This window comes from Limnobaculum eriocheiris (assembly GCF_021010575.1).
GTDB classification, from domain to species: domain Bacteria; phylum Pseudomonadota; class Gammaproteobacteria; order Enterobacterales; family Enterobacteriaceae; genus Limnobaculum; species Limnobaculum eriocheiris.
The window spans coordinates 1-21,057 of the sequence record NZ_JAJNAG010000027.1 but is presented as its reverse complement, the minus strand read 5'-3'; the positions used below and the strand labels follow the sequence as shown (position 1 = coordinate 21,057).

21 protein-coding genes and 1 pseudogene are annotated in these 21,057 nt (G+C 47.1%); 13 read left to right on the top strand and 9 right to left on the bottom strand.

Features of this window, described 5'->3' with window-relative positions; translation table 11 throughout:
• Positions 1-4: 4 nt before the first annotated feature.
• The 4 genes from LPW36_RS11875 (at position 5) to LPW36_RS11860 (ending at position 2,460) form a co-directional block, all read left to right on the top strand.
• Entirely contained in the window at positions 5-352 is a 348-nt protein-coding gene (locus LPW36_RS11875; protein ID WP_230609856.1) for a YidH family protein, read from the top strand.
• A complete protein-coding gene (locus LPW36_RS11870) occupies positions 342-707 on the top strand; it encodes a DUF202 domain-containing protein (RefSeq protein WP_230609855.1) in 366 nt (121 codons plus the stop codon). Before LPW36_RS11875 ends, LPW36_RS11870 begins: the two co-directional genes overlap by 11 nt.
• Positions 708-721: 14 nt before the next feature.
• Positions 722-1,834 carry an anaerobic sulfatase maturase gene (locus LPW36_RS11865; protein WP_338085985.1) on the top strand — a complete coding sequence of 371 codons (1,113 nt, stop codon included), beginning with the start codon at positions 722-724 and terminating at the stop codon, positions 1,832-1,834.
• Positions 1,835-2,097: 263 nt separating this feature from the next.
• Entirely contained in the window at positions 2,098-2,460 is a 363-nt protein-coding gene (locus tag LPW36_RS11860; protein WP_230609853.1) for a YacL family protein, read from the top strand.
• On the opposite strand, the gene yddG is transcribed toward LPW36_RS11860, so the two are convergent.
• Positions 2,457-3,347: an aromatic amino acid DMT transporter YddG gene (gene yddG / locus LPW36_RS11855; RefSeq protein ID WP_230609852.1), complete on the bottom strand. Its 891-nt coding sequence runs from the start codon at positions 3,345-3,347 to the stop codon at positions 2,457-2,459. The two genes, LPW36_RS11860 and yddG, sit on opposite strands and share 4 nt — an antisense overlap.
• A gap of 629 nt (positions 3,348-3,976) precedes the next feature.
• Between yddG and LPW36_RS11850 the strand changes: the two genes are divergently transcribed.
• The 6 genes from LPW36_RS11850 (at position 3,977) to LPW36_RS11825 (ending at position 10,151) form a co-directional block, all read left to right on the top strand.
• The gene (locus LPW36_RS11850; RefSeq protein WP_230609851.1) at positions 3,977-4,606 is read left to right on the top strand and encodes a ferredoxin-like protein; all 630 of its coding nucleotides are present in this window, start codon (positions 3,977-3,979) and stop codon (positions 4,604-4,606) included.
• Between the two features lie 54 nt (positions 4,607-4,660).
• Entirely contained in the window at positions 4,661-6,760 is a 2,100-nt protein-coding gene (locus LPW36_RS11845) for an aldehyde ferredoxin oxidoreductase (RefSeq protein ID WP_230609850.1), read from the top strand.
• Positions 6,761-6,777: 17 nt separating this feature from the next.
• A complete protein-coding gene (locus tag LPW36_RS11840; protein WP_230609849.1) occupies positions 6,778-7,482 on the top strand; it encodes a YdhW family putative oxidoreductase system protein in 705 nt (234 codons plus the stop codon).
• Positions 7,483-7,699: 217 nt separating this feature from the next.
• Positions 7,700-8,368 (top strand): 4Fe-4S dicluster domain-containing protein, encoded by a 669-nt coding sequence (locus tag LPW36_RS11835; protein ID WP_230609848.1) that lies wholly within the window; start codon positions 7,700-7,702, stop codon positions 8,366-8,368.
• Complete coding sequence (gene phsC, locus LPW36_RS11830; protein WP_230609847.1) at positions 8,365-9,150, top strand: thiosulfate reductase cytochrome B subunit; 786 nt, start codon at positions 8,365-8,367, stop codon at positions 9,148-9,150. Before LPW36_RS11835 ends, phsC begins: the two co-directional genes overlap by 4 nt.
• Positions 9,150-10,151 carry a YdhT family protein gene (locus LPW36_RS11825; RefSeq protein ID WP_230609846.1) on the top strand — a complete coding sequence of 334 codons (1,002 nt, stop codon included), beginning with the start codon at positions 9,150-9,152 and terminating at the stop codon, positions 10,149-10,151. Before phsC ends, LPW36_RS11825 begins: the two co-directional genes overlap by 1 nt.
• A 29-nt stretch (positions 10,152-10,180) precedes the next feature.
• Here the strand turns inward: LPW36_RS11825 and hemL are convergent, their stop codons facing one another.
• Positions 10,181-11,467 carry a glutamate-1-semialdehyde 2,1-aminomutase gene (gene hemL, locus LPW36_RS11820; RefSeq protein WP_230609845.1) on the bottom strand — a complete coding sequence of 429 codons (1,287 nt, stop codon included), beginning with the start codon at positions 11,465-11,467 and terminating at the stop codon, positions 10,181-10,183.
• Between the two features lie 389 nt (positions 11,468-11,856).
• On the opposite strand from hemL, the gene erpA reads away from it, so the two are divergent.
• Positions 11,857-12,201 carry an iron-sulfur cluster insertion protein ErpA gene (gene erpA / locus LPW36_RS11815; RefSeq protein ID WP_230609844.1) on the top strand — a complete coding sequence of 115 codons (345 nt, stop codon included), beginning with the start codon at positions 11,857-11,859 and terminating at the stop codon, positions 12,199-12,201.
• A 384-nt stretch (positions 12,202-12,585) separates the two neighbouring features.
• Here erpA and LPW36_RS11810 read toward each other — a convergent pair whose 3' ends face one another.
• The 3 genes from LPW36_RS11810 to mtnN form a co-directional block, all read right to left on the bottom strand.
• Positions 12,586-13,200 carry a TRIC cation channel family protein gene (locus LPW36_RS11810; protein ID WP_230609843.1) on the bottom strand — a complete coding sequence of 205 codons (615 nt, stop codon included), beginning with the start codon at positions 13,198-13,200 and terminating at the stop codon, positions 12,586-12,588.
• Between the two features lie 100 nt (positions 13,201-13,300).
• The gene (btuF, locus tag LPW36_RS11805) at positions 13,301-14,155 is read right to left on the bottom strand and encodes a vitamin B12 ABC transporter substrate-binding protein BtuF (protein ID WP_230609842.1); all 855 of its coding nucleotides are present in this window, start codon (positions 14,153-14,155) and stop codon (positions 13,301-13,303) included.
• On the bottom strand, positions 14,155-14,856 hold the full coding sequence (gene mtnN, locus LPW36_RS11800) for a 5'-methylthioadenosine/S-adenosylhomocysteine nucleosidase (protein ID WP_230609841.1): 702 nt from the start codon (positions 14,854-14,856) through the stop codon (positions 14,155-14,157). The genes btuF and mtnN overlap by 1 nt, the downstream gene beginning before the upstream one ends.
• 259 nt (positions 14,857-15,115) lie before the next feature.
• Between mtnN and dgt the strand changes: the two genes are divergently transcribed.
• Both dgt and LPW36_RS11790 read left to right on the top strand, forming a co-directional pair.
• Positions 15,116-16,615 (top strand): dGTPase, encoded by a 1,500-nt coding sequence (gene dgt, locus LPW36_RS11795; protein WP_230609887.1) that lies wholly within the window; start codon positions 15,116-15,118, stop codon positions 16,613-16,615.
• A gap of 339 nt (positions 16,616-16,954) precedes the next feature.
• Positions 16,955-17,144, top strand: a pseudogene (locus tag LPW36_RS11790) (glycerate kinase); the annotation flags it as partial.
• 295 nt (positions 17,145-17,439) lie between these two features.
• On the opposite strand, the gene emrB reads toward LPW36_RS11790, so the two are convergent.
• From emrB to LPW36_RS11770, 4 genes are all read right to left on the bottom strand, one after another.
• Positions 17,440-18,993 carry a multidrug efflux MFS transporter permease subunit EmrB gene (emrB, locus tag LPW36_RS11785; RefSeq protein WP_230609840.1) on the bottom strand — a complete coding sequence of 518 codons (1,554 nt, stop codon included), beginning with the start codon at positions 18,991-18,993 and terminating at the stop codon, positions 17,440-17,442.
• Between the two features lie 8 nt (positions 18,994-19,001).
• Positions 19,002-20,168 carry a multidrug efflux MFS transporter periplasmic adaptor subunit EmrA gene (gene emrA, locus LPW36_RS11780; RefSeq protein WP_230609839.1) on the bottom strand — a complete coding sequence of 389 codons (1,167 nt, stop codon included), beginning with the start codon at positions 20,166-20,168 and terminating at the stop codon, positions 19,002-19,004.
• Between the two features lie 171 nt (positions 20,169-20,339).
• Complete coding sequence (gene mprA / locus LPW36_RS11775) at positions 20,340-20,846, bottom strand: transcriptional repressor MprA (protein WP_230609838.1); 507 nt, start codon at positions 20,844-20,846, stop codon at positions 20,340-20,342.
• 103 nt (positions 20,847-20,949) lie between these two features.
• Positions 20,950-21,057 (bottom strand): IS1 family transposase (locus LPW36_RS11770; RefSeq protein WP_230608631.1); only part of this gene is annotated, 108 nt, incomplete at its 5' end.

Below are 21,057 nucleotides of genomic sequence, written 5' to 3'. Positions count from 1 at the left end.
AAGTATGAAAATATCCCGGGTGGGCGAAGCGCCGGATTACCGTTTTTCACTGGCGAATGAGCGAACTTTTCTGGCCTGGATACGTACCTCGCTGGTATTTCTGGCGGCAGGGGTTGGGTTGGATCAACTGGCGCCGAATCTGGCAACCCCTGTAGTACGTGAAGCGCTGGCGGTGCTGCTGTGTTTGTTTGCCGGGTCATTGGCGGTCGGTGGCTATTTACGCTGGCTGAGTAATGAGAGGGCGATGCGTCTGAAGGAGGATTTACCCTACACCCGTGGGTTGTTGTTAATTAGTTTGATGATGGCACTGGTTGCGGTGGTGGTTATCGTTATGGTTTTGTATGCCGGATAGTCGCCGAGCCCGCCGCATAGCCGATCCCGGGCTACAACCGGAACGAACATCGTTAGCCTGGCTGCGTACCTTGCTGGGGTATGGGGCACTTTTAGCGTTTGTTGCACGCTATACATGGGATCGCGCCAGTGAGTTACTTTTGCCAGTGCTGGCGGTTGTTTGCCTGATTGCATTGGTCATACAGGGATATGTACGGCGGCGCAATTTGATGGATATTACTATTAGTGATTTTGCTTTACCGCGAGCGATGATGGCGAAAATGCTGATAGCGTTGGCGGTCTGTGCGCTGGCGGTTCTGCTTGCTATGTCGCATCTTTATCGGTTATTGCAACTTACCGGTGTTTTTTCATCATGAGCGGCTGTCATGTGATGGCGAAACCAGCCAGTTCCCGCTGTAATTTGGCGTGTCGTTACTGCTTCTATCTGGAGAAGCCACGTCAACCGCTTATGGATGATGCCACTTTGGAGGCGTTCGTGCGTCAGCATATTGCTGCTCAATCGCAAGAGGTGATCGAATTTGCCTGGCAAGGAGGAGAGCCCACGCTGGCGGGGTTGAGATTTTTCCATCGTGTACAGGCATTTCAGCAACGTTATGCGAGAGGGAAACGAATTCAAAATACACTGCAAACGAATGGTGTACTGCTTGATGATGAGTGGTGTGATTTTTTGCAGCAGCACGGCTGGTTGGTGGGGATCTCGCTGGATGGCCCGGCAATCGTGCATGACCATTACCGCGTGACGCGATCTGGTAAACCGACCCATTATCGGGTGATTGAAACGATCGAGCGATTAAAGGCGCGACATATTGAATTCAATCTATTGGTTGTGGTGAATGCTTACAATTGTCAGCAACCGGAAGCACTTTATGATTATTTAAAACGGCTGGGCACACCATTTATTCAATTTATACCCCTCGTAGAATGGGATGAGCATAATCAATTACGCATTGATTCGGTAACCGGAGAGGCATGGGGAGCGTTTCTTTGCCGCGTATTTGAACGCTGGATGCGAGAGGACATTGGTAAAGTTTTTGTGCAAATTTTTGATTCCTTGCTTGGTGTATGGAGTGGGTATCCGGCACAAATGTGTGTATTCAGCGAAACCTGTGGCCACGCCTTTGCATTAGAGGCGAATGGTGATATTTATCAGTGCGATCACTACGTTTATCCTGAGTATTTAGTGGGGAACCTGCATCAGGTGACGCTCTCTAAGATGAATAGTTTTGAGACGGTGCAAGTATTTGCAGAATATAAACGAGATAGCTTACCGACTGCTTGTCAGCACTGTTCTGTTTTACCTCTGTGTTATGGCGATTGTCCAAAACATCGCCCCATGGGGAAAGAAAGTGTGCTGTGTTCAGGATATCAGCGTTTTTTTAGCAAATCTGCGCCTTATATGAAAATAATGCGGGATTTATTGCGTCAACAACGCTCACCGGCAGAATTGGCAAGGATGCTTAACTTAGGTAATGATACTCATTAAGTCATACACTCCTTTACTTGCGGATCTGATGTGTATTGTGCTTTTTCAATACATATAACCGCATCTTAGCAACCAGACGATATTCATATCAATTTTTCAGCCACTATTTCTGACTTTGTTGCATTTTAACCTTTCAGCCTGATTGCTTAAAATCAAAAAAGATCATGGTTTACTAATCCATTCCATGACTATTATAGAGATATCAACCGCGGGATTATCCCGCGATAACACTAACGGTAAGAACACCACGACAGGAGCACATTATGGACTATGAACTCAGGCTCGACGTGACTGGTCAGGTCTTTGCTACTTTTTCTATGGGGCATGAAGCGATAGGCCACTGGTTAAATGAAGAGGTGAAAGGTAACTTAGCCCTGTTGGATGAAGTCGAGCTGGCGATACAACAGGTACGAGGCAGTGAACGTCAATGGCAAAAAATTGGTCATGAATACATATTGTGGCTGGACGGAGAAGAGGTGATTGTACGCGCTAACCAAATCGAGCTGGAAGGTGATGAAATGGAAGAGGGGATGTTTTATTACGATGAGGAAAGCCTCTCCTGCTGCGGCGTAGAAGATTTTCTTGAAGCACTTAAAGGCTATCGTGATTTTATTGCAGGGCGCTAATTGCTGCTGGTTTTATTCCTGCTGGCAGACCAGCAAAGCAGAGAACCTAAAATAACCATCACCAGCCCGGACCAAAAACCATTACCCGGCCAGGTATTAAGCCACAGACTGGCAATCAGAATTGAGAACAGCGGCGTAAAGTAGGAGAGTGCTGCGACTAAGGTCATATTTCCCTGACGCATGGCCTTATCCCAGCAAAGATAAGCCACGGCAGTGGTTCCACCCATCAGTAGTAATTCCAATAATGTCGTTGCAGAAGGCATCTCTGTTGGAAGCCCGGAAAAAATAAACGTCATCCCCCACAGGCAGACCGATGTAGCCAGTAAAAACAGGGGCAAAACGCCTTTCCCCTGACAGTAGATTCTTACCAGATTAGAGTAGAGCGCCCAGGACAACGCTGCAACTGCCGCCAGTAGATAAGCAACGGGATTTTGCCCGGCATGGGTAATAAACTGCTGAAAACTAAGGGTACCGCCGCTCACCACCCAAACCACACCGAAAAATGCCAATAATATTCCCGGCCATAACCACCAGCGGGCTTTTACTTTTAATAAGGGAAGGGCAAAAGCCAGAGTCAGGCTTGGCCAAAGGTAATTGATTAACCCAATTTCTAAGGCTTGGGCACGATTAGCAGCCATACCAATCGCCAGGGCAAAGCAAACCATATAAATAACAAACAAGGCACCACAGCCCCAAAGATAGGCCGGGCGCTGCTCTCTGATTTTTGGCAGGCCAATGACGCACAACACCAGCAACCCACTCACGCTATATATTGCCGCTCCGGCACCAAAAGGGCCTAAGGCTTCAGCGATGCTACGGGTTAAGGCTACGCTCATACTCCACAGTAAGATCGCAATCATTCCACACAGAGTGGCAAGTTTGTTCATAAGGTTAGATATAGTGAAAAAGAGGCAATGGGCATGGAGTTTACCATTATCTTATCTGTTTAGTAGGTCTGACATTTAAGGAGGAGCAGATAATTTTATATTTATTTTAACTAAACCAGTCGGTTTATTTGAGGTTCTTTCTGTAGGAATTAATTTTCATTGATCGTTATATATAACTTCATATCGATTGATTGAGATAAATAAATGATTTTCACATCATTGATGTCTGATGAATATATTAATTCTGATTATTGCTGCTCTAATCTCATGTTTGATAAACACCCGTTTGCCTTACTTGTGTTGTTTGTTGGTTGTTTAAGAAATGTCATTATTTATCATTGTATTATTTTTATTTTTCCTGATCTGAAACGTTTTTATATATTTAAAAAGTATATTAACTATCTTTCCTCATTCTTTTTTGATTTATTCAGATGATAATGAAAATCAATAACCTTATTTTTATTATGGTTATTGTTTTTTAATTGATAACGATCACGGATTATTGCTGCAAAGAAGGTGATTATTAAAAACAGGTACCCCCTTAGAGGTATCATGAAATTTACTTATTTTATAAAAATAATTTTAATAGTGTTGTTATTTAAGCGAGTACGGAAGAGGATGTGAATTAAATGCCTAATAATGCTGAACGCCCATTGTTAGCAATGGGTTTAACACGACTCGAGTTTTTACGTATCTCAGGTAAAGGTCTTACCGGATTGGCAATAGCTCCTTCTCTGTTATCCCTTTTTGGTTGTAAACAAGAGGATGTTGATAACGGTACGGTTGGCTTAATAACAACGCCAAAAGGGGTGCTGGTAACACAAAGGGCACGATGTACCGGTTGTCATCGTTGCGAAACTTCCTGCACAACCTTCAATGACGGCTCCGTTGGTACCTTTTTCTCCCGCATTAAAATACACCGCCACTACTTCTTTGGTGATAACGGCGTCGGCTCCGGCGGCGGCCTGTTTGGTGATTTAAATTACACAGCGGATACCTGCAGACAGTGTAAAGACCCTCAATGCCTGAACGTCTGTCCTATTGGCGCTATCTCCTATAACGAAAAAGAGGGCTGTATTGCCGTCGATCATAAACGTTGTATTGGATGCAGTGCCTGCACCACAGCCTGTCCATGGATGATGGCCACCGTAAATACAGAAACCAAGAAATCATCAAAATGTATTTTGTGTGGCGAATGCGCTAATGCCTGTCCTACCGGGGCATTAAAGATCATTGAGTGGAAAGATATCACTGTTTAATCGGCAGCATCCGAAAACAGCTCCTTTTGATTTATGTGTTCTAAGGAAAACATCATGGCTAATGGTTGGATGGGTAACATCTTAAGAATCAACCTCTCTACAGGAGAGATTAGCGTGGAAGACACCAGCAAATATAAGAAATTTGTTGGTGGCATGGGGATTGGTTACAAAATCATGTATGACGAGGTTCCGGCCGGAACCAAGCCCTTTGATGAAGCGAACAAACTGGTGTTTGCCGTTGGTCCACTTACCGGATCCGGAGCTCCATGCAGCTCAAGGGTTAATATCACCTCCCTTTCTACTTTTACCAAAGGCAATTTGGTGGTTGATGCACATATGGGCGGTTTTTTTGCCGCACAGATGAAGTTTGCCGGCTATGACGGAATTATTATTGAAGGTAAAGCTAAGTCTCCGGTGTGGATCAATATTAAAGACGATAAGGTCACCATTGAAAAGGCTGATTTCCTGTGGGGTAAAGGTACCCGGGCAACGACCGAAGAGATCTGTCGAATAACCGGTTCTGAAACCTGTGTGGCGACAATCGGTCAGGCTGGGGAAAATCTGGTTCCACTCTCTTGTATGCTTAACAGCCGTAACCACAGCGGCGGTGCAGGTACTGGCGCAATTATGGGCTCCAAAAATTTGAAGGCCATTGCGGTTGAAGGCACCAAAGGCGTCAGGGTCGCTGACCGTCAGGAGATGAAGCGCCTTAATGATTACATGATGACCGAGCTGATTGGCGCTAATAATAACCATGTGGTGCCAAGTACGCCTCAGGCATGGGCTGAATATTCATCTCCCAGCTCCCGTTGGACGGCACGTAAGGGGCTGTTTTGGGGAGCCGCAGAAGGTGGGCCAATTGAAACCGGTGAAATACCGCCGGGTAACCAAAACACCGTTGGTTTTCGTACCTATAAGTCAGTGTTCGATTTAGGTCCGGCAGCAGAAAAATACACGGTAAAAATGAGCGGCTGCCATTCTTGCCCGATTCGCTGTATGTCCCAACTGAATATCCCTCGGGTGAAAGATTTCGGTGTACCAACTACCGGTGGTAACACCTGCGTGGCTAACTTTGTTCATACCACCATTTTCCCAAAAGGTCCTAAAGACTTTGAGGAGAAAGGCGATGGTAGCGTTATTGGCAATCTGGTAGGGCTTAATCTGTTTGATGACTATGGTATCTGGTGTAACTATGGTCAGCTGCATCGTGATTTCACCTATTGCTATACCAAAGGGGTTTTCAAACGCGTTTTACCGGCAGAAGAGTATGCAGAAATTCGTTGGGATCAACTGGAAGATGGCGACCCTAATTTCATTAAAGACTTCTATCATCGTCTTGCGCACCGCACCGGAGAGCTAAGCCATCTGGCGGATGGTTCCTATGCCATTGCAGAGCGCTGGAATCTGGGTGAAGAGTACTGGGCCTACGCCAAAAACAAGCTTTGGTCTCCATTTGGTTTTCCGGTTCATCATGCGAACGAAGCTTCAGCGCAGGTGGGAGCTATCACTAACTGTATGTTTAACCGTGATTGCATGACCCACACGCATATCAACTTTATTGGTTCTGGTTTGCCGTTCAAATTACAACGGGAAGTGGCCGCAGAGTTGTTTGGCTCTGAAGATGCCTATGACGAAACCAAAAACTATACCCCAATAAATCAGGCCAAAATTAAGTATGCCAAATGGACCCTGTTGAAAGTCTGTTTACATAATGCAGTGACTTTATGTAACTGGGTATGGCCAATGACGGTTTCTCCGTTGAAGAGCCGTAATTATCGGGGTGATTTAGCGCTGGAAGCTAAGTTTTTCCAGGCTATTACCGGTGATGAAACTACTCAGGAAAGTCTGGATTTGGCCGCCGAGCGAATTTTTACTCTGCACCGGGCCTATACCGTCAAACTGATGCAAACCATGGATATGCGTAATGAACACGACCAAATCTGTTCATGGGTGTTTGATAAGGATCCACAAATTCCGGTATTTACCGAAGGTACCGACAAAATGGATCGGGAAGATATGCATAAAGCCTTCACCATGTTCTACACCGAAATGGGTTGGGATCCTAAACTGGGCTGCCCGACTAAAGAGACGTTGCATCGTTTAGGGATGGAAGATGTGGCCACTGATTTGGCTTCACTGAACCTGTTACCTTAAACCAGAACGGTGGAAATATGCGGGAATCAACGGAAGACTTCACCTCTGTTAATGAAAGTGCCGTTGATGGCACGACAGTAGAGGCGGTAGACAGGAGCAAAAGGCGCTGGATAGCAGCGATGGAGGGTGAAGCTGGCGCACTTCAGCAGGATATTGAATCAGTACAGCAACAATTGGCTGAACAGCAAGATTCTCCTGCTGAGGTGGTGGCAGATTTCATCCGACAGAGTTCAATGGTTGGCTCACTGGTGACCCGTAGTATGTTACTGGCACCACCTTACTCGATGTCAGAGCAGGACCTGACGCAAGTACTGGAAGAAATTGAGCATACCGAGGCTTTTGCCGACATTATGCTCAGTGCCGGCGCTCAGGATGATTACTACTATTCGACTCAAAGTATTTCGGTGAATTACGCCAATATGTGCGTATTGGTGATTGAGAAGGATATCTGTAAAACCATTGTACAAGCGGTGAGGTTTGAGTGCGAAACCTATCCGCGTCCTTATAAGGTTGCAATGCTGATGCTGGCTCCTTACTGCTTTGAATTAGAACAGATTGAAGCGGCGTTGAAGGCGATTGATACCCATCCTGATTATGCCGATATCAGGCCGGTAGCCTCATCTGACGGGCAGGCATACCTGTTTAGTGAACGGTTTATGAGTTATGGAAAAGCTTATGGACTCTGTGAATGGTTAGAAGTTGAACAGTTTCAAAATCCATAACGCATAAAAAGAGCTAAATGGCGCATTGCGGCATATGGATTACAGGGTGTAATGACAATTAAAAAACAGAAGATTCAGGTCATTATTCACAGGCAGTACCTTGCTATTTCATCACATTAGAAATAGAGAATGGCGGAGAAAGAGAGATGAGCAATGCATTGTTAACGTTATGGATAATGCCGGAATACTGCAGTCAACAGAATCAGGGGATTAGCAGATGACCTACACTCGGCGTAAATTTGTCATCGGTATGGGCACGGTTATATTTTTCTCCGGCCCGGGCCAAAGTTTACTTGCGGCATCAAACAAAACCAATCAGGTCCGTTACGCCATGATTCATGATGAAACCCTGTGCAACGGCTGTAATCTGTGTGCCAGAGCATGTCGTAAAGTGAATCATGTTCCCGACCAGGGAAGCCGCTTATCCATTGCCCATATTCCGGTTTCGGATAATGAAAACGAAACCCAATATCACTTTTTCCGTCACTCCTGCCAGCATTGTGAAGATGCACCCTGTATTGAGGTTTGCCCAACGGGAGCTTCCTGGCGTGACGACCGGGGAATTGTGCGGGTAGATAAGCCGCGCTGTATTGGCTGTAGCTACTGTATTGGCGCATGTCCTTATCAGGTTCGTTACCTCAATCCGGTAACGAAAGTGGCGGACAAGTGCGATTTTTGTGCCGAGTCCCGGCTGGCAAAAGGTTTTGCTCCTATTTGCGTTAACGTTTGTCCACAGAATGCGTTGATTTTTGGTCGGGAAGACAGCGAAGTCGTACAGAACTGGCTAAAAAATAATAAATATTACGAGTACCAGTTAAAAGGTGCCGGTGCCCCTCACCTTTATCGCCGCTTCGGTCAACATCTGATTAAAAAGGATAATGTATGAACGCGATGCCAAATGCTGAACAATTCCAGTCCCAGCTAAGTCTCTATATTCCTGTGTTTACACCGGAGTTCTGGCCGGTATGGCTGGTGATTGCCGGAATAGCGCTGGTAGGTATGCTGCTGGTGTTGGCTCTGCATGCTTTTTTACGTTTCAGGCAGGCTAACCGGCAAATGCAGGACCACGGCGAGAAAGTTTATCTCTACTCGAAAGCGGTACGCTTTTGGCATTGGTCTAACGCACTGTTATTCATCCTGTTATTGTGCAGCGGTATGATTAATCATTTTAATCTGGTTGCTCCAGCCGCGGTTAAAAGCCTGGTTGCTGTACACGAAGTTTGTGGATTCTTACTGTTAGCCTGTTGGATTGGCTTTGTGCTGATTAATGCGCTGGGGGGCAATGGTCATCACTATCTGATCAAGCCTCAGGGCTGGTTAGGGCGCGCGATGAGACAGGTAAATTTCTATCTGTTTGGCATTATGAAGGGGGAGGAACATCCTTTCCCGGCGACTCAAAGCTCAAAGTTTAATCCGCTACAGCAGGTTGCCTATGTGGGGGTTATGTATGGGCTGGTGCCTCTGCTGCTGATTTCCGGGTTAATATCCTTCTATCCGGAGGTTTTAGGTCTACAGCAGCTTGGTATTCGATACTGGATCCTTCAGGCGCATTTTTTACTGGCAGTGTTTAGTCTCTTCTTTATTTGTGGTCATCTGTATCTGTGCACTACCGGGCGTACACCAACGGAAACCTTTAAGTGTATGATTGATGGTTATCACCGTCACTGATGATGTTGATAACCCGCAAAGAACTCAGGGCCTGGCACACAGGCCCTAATATTTATCGCTGGTTTCTCAGAAACTTCCCTGAGGGCGGGCGTTATGCTGATGTTCACAATGCTCTGATTCGGCACGGTTATGTCGACTGGGCCACCAGTCTGGTGGAGTATGCTTATTCTCTGTGGTTGGAAAAAGAGAACTTTGCCCTACAGGAAACCGATGCCACCGATCTGCTGGCCGATGTGTTAAGCCACCGGCCGATGACGATGGCCATACAGCAATCTTCAGCACCACACGAATTCAAAACCGTCTCCACAAATCAATATGCTGGCCGACAGGCGAGTGGTGCAGACTATTTCAGCATAATGAATATCGATAACAGTAGCCAGATTAGCAATAGCGGCGATGAGGCCCGAATTGGCAGCACTGGTAGCAGCGTAAGAATTGCCAGCGCCGGGGTAAACAGCCAGATTGGGAGTTGCGGTGAGTATGGCTGGATTAGCAGTGCCGGTTATTCCTCTCAGGTTGCCAGCTGTGGATACGGCGCAAGGGTCGGCTGTGTCGGGCATGATGTGCGGATTGGTAGCTCAGGGGAAAGAGCACGCATTGCCACTGCGGGAAATTCTGCCAAAGTCAGCAGTTCCGGACGAGGGGTAAAAATAGGCAGCGCGGGAATGCGAGCCCGCATTAGCAGCGTGGGGGATGGCTCTAAAGTTGCCAGCGCTGGCGATCTCTCGCATATTTCCAGCTTTGGCGCAGAAGCCAGAGTGGTTAGCGCCGGGAACGATGTTCGTATTGTGGCAATGGGGCCAGATGCCCTGATAGCCTGTGCGGGTTCGGTTGATTATGTTGTATTGGGAAAAGGGGGCTGCGCTTCCATTCCCTATTTTGACGGAAAACGCATTCGTTTTGCTGTGGCTTATGAAGGAGAAGGAAACATTAAGGCCGGAGTGAGATATTGTCTGAATCACCAGCATCAATTTGTCGAATGGGGCAATGAAACCCGGTGATATCAGCGATATCACCGGATAGTAACCACTTACGCAGCCAGTTTCGCAAAGCAGCGTTCAGCAGCATCAATTGTACGTTGAATATCTTTTTCTGAGTGAGCCAGTGACATAAAGCCCGCTTCAAATGCCGATGGAGCCAGATAGACACCTTCGTGCAGCATCAAATGGAAGAAGCGCTTAAAGCGTTCAACATCACATTTCACCACGTCCTGATAGCAGGTTACGCTATCAGCATCGGTGAAGAAAATACCAAACATACCGCCAACGTAGTTCATCACCAGTGGGATGCCTTGTTTTTTCGCTGCTTTCAGTAAACCATTGGCGAGCTGCCCGGTTCTTTCCGCCAGCTGTGAGTAAACACCCACATCGGTTAACTGGCTCAGGCAAGCATAACCTGCGGCCATAGCAATAGGGTTGCCGGACAGGGTTCCCGCCTGATAAACCGGGCCAGTGGGTGCCAGCGCTGCCATCACATCGCGCCGACCACCAAATGCACCCACAGGCATACCGCCCCCGATGATTTTACCTAAGCAGGTCAGATCTGGCGTAACATTATAGTAAGCCTGAGCACCACCCAGAGCGACGCGGAAACCGGTCATCACTTCATCAATAATCAGCAGTGCACCGTACTGATCACACAGTTGGCGTAAACCCGGCAGAAAGTCGGCAGCCGGAGGAATACAGTTCATATTGCCGGCAACCGGCTCAACAATAATACAGGCAATAGCGTCAGGATGTTGTTCAAATGCCTCACGTACTGTATTGAGGTCGTTATAAGTACAGGTCAGGGTATGTCTGGCAAAGTCAGCCGGTACACCCGGCGAATTTGGCTGACCTAAAGTTAGTGCGCCTGAACCCGCTTTTACTAACAGGCAGTCGGCGTGACCGTGGTAGCAACCTTCAAATTTGATGATTTTATCGCGGCCGGTAAAACCTCTGGCCAGACGAATGGCGCTCATTGTCGCTTCCGTACCGGAGTTAACCATTCGCACCATATCCATGGAGGGAACCAGTTCCGTCACCAGCGTTGCCATTTCTACTTCCATTTCGGTTGGCGCACCAAAACTTAAACCACGTTGTACCGCCTCAATCACAGCATCACGAATCACATCATTATTATGGCCAAGAATCATTGGACCCCATGAACCGACATAGTCGATATAGGCTTTACCGTCTGCATCATACAGGTAAGCACCATCTGCACGTTCAACAAACAGTGGTACACCGCCCACACCGGTAAATGCGCGTACTGGTGAGTTAACTCCGCCGGGAATGACCTGCTGGGCCTGTAGATATAGACTTTCTGATTTATTCATGAAGAGGCTCCTGCCTTGTTATCGGAATAGGTTATATCAGCTTATTCTAAAAGAAGTGAGGATAAATATCAGCTTTAGAATCTTTACCAGTCTTGTCAGAGCGTTTCGATAGTTCGGCCATAACAGGGAACAATAACCGTAAACACAGGAAAAAAATAAAGCGTCATTTGACACATTTTGTTATCGGCGGTGGTGGTAAAATAGCGTAATCAGGCGTAGCTTACGGGCTATGTGTTTGTTATGCCTCTCGCTGACTGATTGTGGAATGAGGCACGACTGCGTATAATACTTGAACGTTTTAGTCAACTATTAGATAATTATAAGATAATTATAAGATTATTAAACCTGCCCTTGTAGCGGGTCTGAACCAGATAAGCCGGAGACAATTGATGAGTGATTCAACTGCTTTGCCCCTCGAATTTACCGATGCGGCAGCGAATAAAGTAAAGGCGCTGATTGCTGATGAAAGCAATCCTGAATTAAAACTGCGTGTTTATATTACCGGTGGTGGTTGCAGCGGTTTCCAGTATGGCTTCACCTTTGATGAAAAGGTCAACGATGGCGATATGATTATTGAGAAGCAGGGTGTTTCTCTGGTTGTTGATCCCATGAGCCTGCAGTATTTAATCGGTGGTGCGGTTGACTATACTGAAGGTTTGGAAGGTTCTCGCTTTATTATTCAGAATCCTAATGCGAAGAGCACCTGTGGGTGTGGATCGTCGTTTAGTGTTTGAGTATTAGTTGTTTGATATTTTAGGTTAGCTTCAGAGTATATTCCGGCCGTAATGACTATGTGCTTATATTTATATTGAGCGCGGCCGGAAGACCATCTGTACTTGAGAACGGAGTGCGTTGGGCCTGGCCGGGCTAGGGGCAGTTATGAAATACCTTTTGGTATTTCACCCTGCGGGCCAGCGCAAGCGCTGTTCAAACAGGCTTTGCCTGTTTGTCCGGCAGCTAAAGCTGCTACGACCCCAACGCCCGTCCCTCCCAACGATTGACTACTTTAAGAAACAAATTTGAATCGCAATACGTTGTTATCAATCTGAAATAATTCTTGTCTGCCTGCTTGGGGGTCAATCTAAGCCAATTTCTGTCCTGCCTGATAATTATATTTCTTACTTTTCCAAACTAAACGTTGGGAGTTTCAGGCCCCAGCGAATGGCGGCCAAGCGGATGGTGAGGGTGATGACCATGCCTATCATACCGGACTCTTCCAGACCCAGATTGAAGTAGTAGTGGGCGGTGGCGTGTACACAACCGCCGATAATGCAGGCGGTGGCGTAGACTTCGGTACGTAGGATCATTGGGATTTCACGGGCCAGTACATCACGGATAATGCCGCCGCCAACGCCGGTTAATACACCCATGCAGGTAGCCACCAGCGGGCCGGTTCCGGCAATGAAAGCTTTGTTAACGCCAATACCAACGAATACCGCAAGGCCGATGGCATCCAGCACCGGTAAGATCCACTTTGGCAGGCTACGGGGATGACGAACCAGCAGAATAGTAAACACACAGGTCACCAAAGCGACCACTAAATCGGTAGGATCTTTAACCCAGAATACCGGGCCATTGGCTAATGCCATATCGCGGATCGTTCCGCCACCTACCGCGGTTACCACTCCGAGCACTAAAACCCCAAAGGGGTCCATGCGTAACTTTCCCGCTAATAGCACGCCAGAAATAGCAAAAACTGCGGTTCCAAGAATATCCAGCCAATAAACCAACATGTAACAGGTACTCCAATCCTATGGTGTATTCCCTTATATTTTGAGTTGCTTCTTTACCGGCTTGTCCACTCACTTACCGTCTTGATGCAACCCGCATTATTCAGGGAACAGATGATATTTCAGACATCTTTTGGCATATGACTTCAGCGGCCTGAATTATCCTTGGTCCGCTGCGGTTAAACCAGTCTTCCGGAACGGTAACGACAGGAATATCTAACTGACCGCGCCAGAATGTTTGAACGTTTTTAATTTTTTCCTGTTCACCCGCAATAACAATTAACTGTGGTTTACGGGTAAGTACCTGCTCACGACTAACCTGAGGCCAGGGAACCGGGCTGTCGGCAAATATATTTTTTCCACCGCACAGAGAAATAACCTCGCTCTGTAAGGTTTTGCCTGAGGCAGTAAACAACGGTTGGTTACTAAATTGTAGAAATACTCTGACCGGTTCGCCTTTTCTCTGGTAGCGTTTTTCAAGCGCCAGCCTGTCGGCCAGCAATTTAGCCGCGGCCTGATGGGCTATTTCAGGCTTAGAGCTATAGGCGGCCAGTTGGTTCAGATTATCTGCAATTTCCTGAATTGTTTGCGGGTCAGAATAGAATAGCGAAATACCAAATCCGGAGAGTTGATCCAAAACCTTCTGTGGGTTACCGCCGCGCCAGGCCAGTATCAGGTCGGGCTTTAGTGCCAGTACGCGTTCCAGATTTATACCCTGCCAGGAAGCCACTTTTTCCAGTTTATTTGCCTCGGGAGGATAATCTGAATAATCGCTGGCTGCGATCAAGGTTTCGCCCATCCCGGCGGCATAGGCCAGCTCGGTAGTATGAGGTGCCAGACTGATAACCCGCTGTGGAGCCGCATATACCTGATGAGAACCCACAGACAAGCCAACCGCCGTTAGCAGAACTAACAGCGGCGTTGTCAGGTATTTTTGCACGAAAGACTGAACTGCCATTATTGTTGTTCTGCCAGAGCCTTAAGCATAGCGCCAACCATCAGAGAGGACTGTTGGGCAGCTACTACCAGAAATTCATCAAAGCTCAGATGAGATTTTTGATCGGCAACGTCAGAGATCGCGCGAACCACCACAAACGGTGTGTCAAACTGATAGCATACGTGGCCAATGGCTGCGGCCTCCATCTCAACGGCAATGGCCGCAGGAAAGGTGGCACGAATACGCGCCAGCGGTTCGGCACCGTTAATAAAGGCATCGCCGCTGCAAATCAGGCCACGAACCGCATGCAGGTCACACTGTTGAATACAGCGTTCGGCCAGCGCAATCAGTCTGGAGTCTGCCGGGAAAGCGGCCGGGCAGCCCGCCATTTGGCCGGGTTCATAACCAAATGCGGTAACATCGGCATCGTGATAGCGAACTTCGTCGGACACCACGATATCGCCCACTTTAAGGGTTGAAGCCAGACCACCAGCAGAACCGGTATTAATTATCACATCGGGTTGACAGGTTTCTAACAGCAGGGTCGTACCCAGTGCGGCGGCAACTTTACCGATACCGGATTTTAATAAAGCCACTTCTACGCCATGTAAACGACCGATGTAAATTTCACAACCGGCGCGTTTAATGGTTTCACACTGTTCGATTTGCGAACGCAGCAGAGCAACTTCCTGCTCCATGGCGCCAATAATACCTATTTTCATCGCGATCTCCTGCTAAGTTCGATGCATAAATTGGCGCGTAGTCTATCATGCTAATGAGGGAAATGAGTCGCTTCAGATGCAGAGATTTTTAGCGGCTTTTGATTAATCTTTAATCCGTGAGCGGATAATGTATGATTATGGCTGAAAATGTCATATCGCGATGAAACAGAACCACTTTGGTTTTCATCAGGATAGAATCGAAAAGGCAGGGCTTCGGGGGAAGAACGCAGCGCTGCCACCAGCAGAATGGGAAGAGGCTATGTCCGGGATTGATTTTGGCAAGAGAATAACAGTTCAGCGTCCTTTTAGTTCATCATCGCCAGTCCCCTTAGGGGAATACGAAATTACCCGCCAGTTTGAAAGCGATCGCGGGCGTATTATCAATTCTGCGGCTATTCGCCGGTTACAACAAAAGACACAGGTATTTCCACTGGAGCGCAACGCAGCGGTGCGCAGCCGTTTAACTCATTCCATGGAGGTACAACAGGTCGGTCGCCATATTGCCAAAGATATCTTTTACCAGTTGAAAAAAGAGGGACGTATTGAGCAATTAGGGCTGGATAAAACCCTGGAGGCTTTTGAAAGCATCGTTGAAATGGCCTGCCTGATGCATGATGTGGGTAATCCTCCTTTTGGCCATTTTGGTGAAGCCGCAATTAATAACTGGTTTGGTAAACGTCTTAACGCCGGGGCCGGTAAGCTATGCCACTATAATTGCCTGCGGCTGGAAGACAATCAGCCAGAATTGAATCAACTCCGACTGCGCATCTGTCAGGACTTAAGTAACTTTGAAGGAAATGCGCAGGCGATTCGCCTGGTGCATACGCTGCTGAAACTGAATCTGACCTATTCTCAGGTTGCCTGCATACTGAAATACACCAAACCTGCCTACTGGTCAGACAGCGTTCCCGCTGAGTTCAGCTATTTGATGAAAAAACCCGGCTACTATCTGGCGGAAGAAGCGTTTGTTACCGAGCTACGTTATAAGCTGGGCATGGAAGAGTTCAGCCGCTACCCGCTGACTTATATTATGGAAGCGGCAGACGATATTTCTTACTGCATTGCCGATCTTGAAGATGCAGTGGAGAAGAGCATTCTGACTATTGAGCAGCTATATGACCATCTGAAATGTGCCTGGGGAACGGTAGCCGAGGGCGATTTATTTGATAAAACCGTCGGTAGCGCCATCTGCAAAATGGAACGGGGAAGCGGCTATCGTCATCGTGAAGATCAATTTTTTATGTACCTGCGGGTATATACCGTGGGTCAACTGGTACCTAAAGCGGCCCAGCGCTTTATTCAGAATTTACCAGCGATATTTGCCGGCCGCTTTAATCAGGCGCTACTGGAAGACGGTGACGAGGCCTTTAAGTTATTGAGCGCTTATAAAAATGTAGCGCTGAAATATGTTTTCAGTCACGAAGAAGTTGAGCAGTTGGAGCTACAGGGCTATCGGGTGATTAATGGTCTGTTGGATATTTACAGCCCGTTGCTGGATATGCCCATGGCTGATTTTACTCGTTTGGTTAAAGAGAACGGTCACCGGGGCTATCTGATAGAAACCCGACTGTTCCATAAACTTTCCACCAAACACTGTATGGCCTATAAAGAAGCGATGGCTAAATTAGGGCATTTGCCTGAATCTCAGTTAGAGATTCGCGAATTCTATTATCGTGCCCGATTGATTCAGGATTATATCAGCGGCATGACCGATCTCTATGCTTATGATGAATATCGTAAATTAATGGCGGCAGAGTAGCTCCGTTGTCGAATATGCTGCTCCCTACAAGATCTCCCTTTATCTTCTCCCTGTTTCAGGGAGATATACCGTTATTGTTATCAAATTGATATTTTTCCTATACAAATCGCTATTTTCCCTTCTCATAATTGTGACTGTTTCCGCAATTTGAATAAATAGAATACACATCTGCACATTTGCACAATGCCCTGAATAAAAACAACAATTAGTCTTGAGGGTCGGAACTACTTCAGGGATACCGCCATGTCTTTTGATCACCTTGATGCCAAACTCGCTCAGGATATCGTCGGGGTGATTGGCCTGACGGGGTGACGTTTTACGCCAACATGGTCAACTGGTGGGTATGGCCGCAGTGCAACTAATGACGGTGGAGCAGGGATGGTTCAGGCATTGGGTGCTAAACAATCTATTAACCGGCCCTCAGGGGGCATCAGCGATATTTGGCCCACAAAAAGGGGCAACGCCCGCGATGATCGAACAGCTGGGCGCGAATCTGCTGCATTATGCAAAGATTATTCAGCGCGTCTTGGGTTGGATGTGAATGATGTGCCGGTAGCCTGAGTAGCAATATGGATATTGTTTATCAACACGGTCTGGATTCGGGTGCGAAGGCGTAAGGGTGCAGGGGGCGTTCGCCCTTAACGCCCCCTGCTCGGCCACTTGCATAATTACTAATTTTTACACTACATTATTAGTGGACAAAATTTACGCAATATTAAATCTAACCAATAACACGTCTAATAAATAACAACCTGTGTAGCGAACGACATCAGGTTGTTTTTCTATTCAGATAATATAGTTATAAACAACAGGTTTGTTTTTATTTAGTGTTCCGCACTTCGATGTGCCGCTCCGCCACCAATAATAAACGGTGGTTTAGCAAACCAGACAAATACTAACAGCAACAGGAAGATCCCGCCAAACAGCCAGAAAATCTCATTGGCAGAAATAATCAGCCCCTGATTGGTTATCTGATTGTTGAGATAGGCGCTAATCTGCCCCGGCGACATCCCCATTTTACCCATAGATTCATAAGTATGCTGCGACAGCGGATTATAAGGGTTAATGGCTTCGGTTAATCGGGTATGGTGCAATGCCTCCCTTTGAGTCCAGGAGGTAGTGGTAATAGATGTGCCTACGGAGCCTGCCAATGTTCGTAAAAAGTTAGACAAGCTGGATGCTGCTGCAATTTTTGATGACTCTACATCGGAAAGCGTAATTGTCGTCAGCGGCATAAAGAAACAGGCAATGGCAAAACCCTGCACAAACTGAGGCCAGGCAACGGCGGCAAAATCCATTGCCGGTTCAAAAGTATAGGCCCGCCAGTAGAAACAACCGGCATACACAATAAAGCTAAAGGTAACTAATCGACGTAAATCGATTTTAGGACCATATTTACCGATAATCGGCGCTAATAGTAATGGAATTAGCCCTATTGGCGCAGCGGCCAGTCCTGCCCAGGTAGCGGTATAACCATACACCACCTGCAATAACTGTGGCTGTAACACAATTGAGCCGATATACAGCATAAATGCCAGGCTGATACACAGACACCCTATAGTGAAGTTTCTCGACTTAAATAGTGATAAATCCACAATCGGGTGATCGTCCGTTAACTCCCAAATAATCAGGAAGGTGATCGCGACTACGGCAATTACCGATAAAACGATAATTTCAGTTGAATGGAACCAGTCCAGCTCTTTGCCCCGGTCAAGCAGCATCTGGAAGCAGCCAATCCCCACCACCAGCAACACCAGCCCAACGGTATCAATAGGGCGGATTTCAGTGGGTGTTTCCCGATCTTTTAAGATGCCCCAGGTAATAATAACCACAGCAATACCGACCGGAACGTTAATATAAAAAATCCATCCCCAGTGGTAGTTATCGCTGATCCAGCCGCCCAGTATTGGCCCAAAAATGGGCGCCACCGTTACCGTCATTGACCATAAAGCTAAAGCCATACTGCGCTTCAGCGGAGGATAGTTATTCAACAGCAGGCTTTGGGATAGCGGCATAATTGGCCCGGCTACCAACCCCTGAATAACCCGGGAAAAGATAAGCATCTCCAGGCTGTGTGACATCCCACACAGCCATGAAGCCACCACGAATAGCGTAATGGAAGCCATAAACAGACGCACTTCACCAACGCGTTTGGCAAACCAGCCGGTTAACGGGATGGAGATAGCGTTAGCGACACCAAACGAAGTGATAACCCATGTTCCCTGAGAGAGGGATGAGCCCAGATCGCCGGAAATGGTTGGGATTGCCACGTTGGCAATAGTGGAATCCAGCACCTGCATAAATGTAGCCAGTGCCAGAGCCAGCGTGATCCAACCTAATTGAGCCCCTTGAAGGGGCTTGAGCGGTGCTTTATTCATTTTTGGCATCAGTTGCCGGCGTTGGCATGGATGATATCAGTAATCAGCATATTTACCGGTGTCAGGTCATATGTGAGCGCATTGGTCTCATAGGCGACTCCCTGACGTGGTTTTTCGGCCAGCACCAGTCCATTTTGAACGGCCGTATCTACCGTAACTTCCATTGACAGGCCGATACGCAACGGATGCTGTGCAACCTGCTGTGGGTCAAGTTCAATACGTACTGGCAGGCGCTGAACGACTTTAATCCAGTTACCGGTCGCATTTTGTGCCGGCAGTAGCGAGAAGGCACTACCAGTCCCCATGTCCAGCCCGGCGACGGTGCCGGTATATTCCACATCGTCACCATAGAAATCACTGGTGATACGGACCGGTTGACCAATGCGCATATTGGCCAGTTGCGTCTCTTTAAAGTTAGCATCAACCCAAACCTGATCGGCGGGAACTATCACCATGAGTGGATTACCCACGGCGACTTGCGCACCAACCTGAACGCTACGGCGTGAAACATAGCCATCGATAGGCGACACAACTTTAGTGCGCTGTAACGTTAACCAGGCATCACGAAGTTGGGATGATGCATGCTGCACGGAAGGGTGCAGTTCAAGTGGAGTATTAAGCACCAGCGCATTGTTGGCCTGATATTGTTGTAATGCCACTTCCAGTTCAGCACGAGCGCTAACGGCTGCGTCTCTGGCGTGTTGTAGCTCTTCTTTACCGATTGCAGCAGCTTTACCCAACGTTTCTCTGCGAACCAGATCTGCCGTTGCCTGGTTTAGAGCCGTTTTTTTCAGCTCAATATTGGCCTGCAACTGGCGGTTATTGATAATTAATTGATGAGTTTGGCGCACGCTGTTTGCCAGTGCGGTTTGAGCACGCTCAAAGGCTTGTTGTGCATCCGTTGGATCCAGCGTTAACAGAACATCTCCCTGTTTTACCCGGTCAGTATTATCCACATGGATAGTGGTCACGTTACCGGCTATTTGAGCCATAACCTGAATCTGATTACCGGCCACATAAGCATCATCGGTTGCCTGATGATGACGTAACGCAACAAACCAGTAGATGGCATAGCCCGCGCCAATAAGGATGAACAGCACGGATGCTATTATCATGGCCAGCTTGCGCGTTTGTTTATTACTTCTTGGTTGCGGGGAGAGCGTTTCCGCGGACATTCGGTTCTACCTCAAATAAGTTTGCTCTGAATGACACAGAAAGGCATTCAGTTACCCTGAAATCCAGCGCTATAGTTTATGGGTATTTTGTGCAATAAGGCAGCGATAAACTGCTGTAATTTAGCAGTATACGACGGGATCGCATATTTGGCTAAATTACAGCATTAACAATCAGGTGTGGTCGATAGTTTCCAGGCGGGTAAGCAGTTTGCGATTTAACTGTTCAAGTTGAGTACGTTCTTCCTCTGAGAAGACATCCCAAATCTTGATTAAATTTGCATGCTGCTGTGGGAACATACCATTAATGAAATCCTGTCCTGCCGGGGTCAGGAACAGATGCAGGCAGCGACGATCCTTGCCACTTTCTTTACGAACGATCCATCCCTTTTTCTCCAGATCGTCAGCAATGCGTGTCGCATTGGTTCTGGACGAACCGAGGGCCAGGCTTAACTCTGATGGTTGAATTGACTTGTCTTTTTGTGCATTTAATATAACTAACGCCATAAACAGCGTTTCATTTATTCCCTGCGCCTTGAAATTTTTATTACGATATTCAAGTAACTTTGAGTGGGTATGCATGCTAAGACGGGTTAACTGAATTTCCTGGCGTGGAAATTCTTCAAGTGTTGTTGCGTACAGGCTTAAAATACTTTCAGTAGGCGAAAATGAACTTTCCATGTGCTACATTCTCCTCATTAGCGTTGCATAATAATAACGTTGGTAATACCCATAAGTAAATATTTTAAATATTGTAACGTGGTGTTTAGGTCGTGACGCAGATTTAGTGGTAATGATTGATCGTCAGATACCATCCGATGATCTTATCGTGCATTTCTTCTGACTTTGAGAAGCAGATAGTCTTGCGGGTCAACCGTTTAAGATGGGTTCG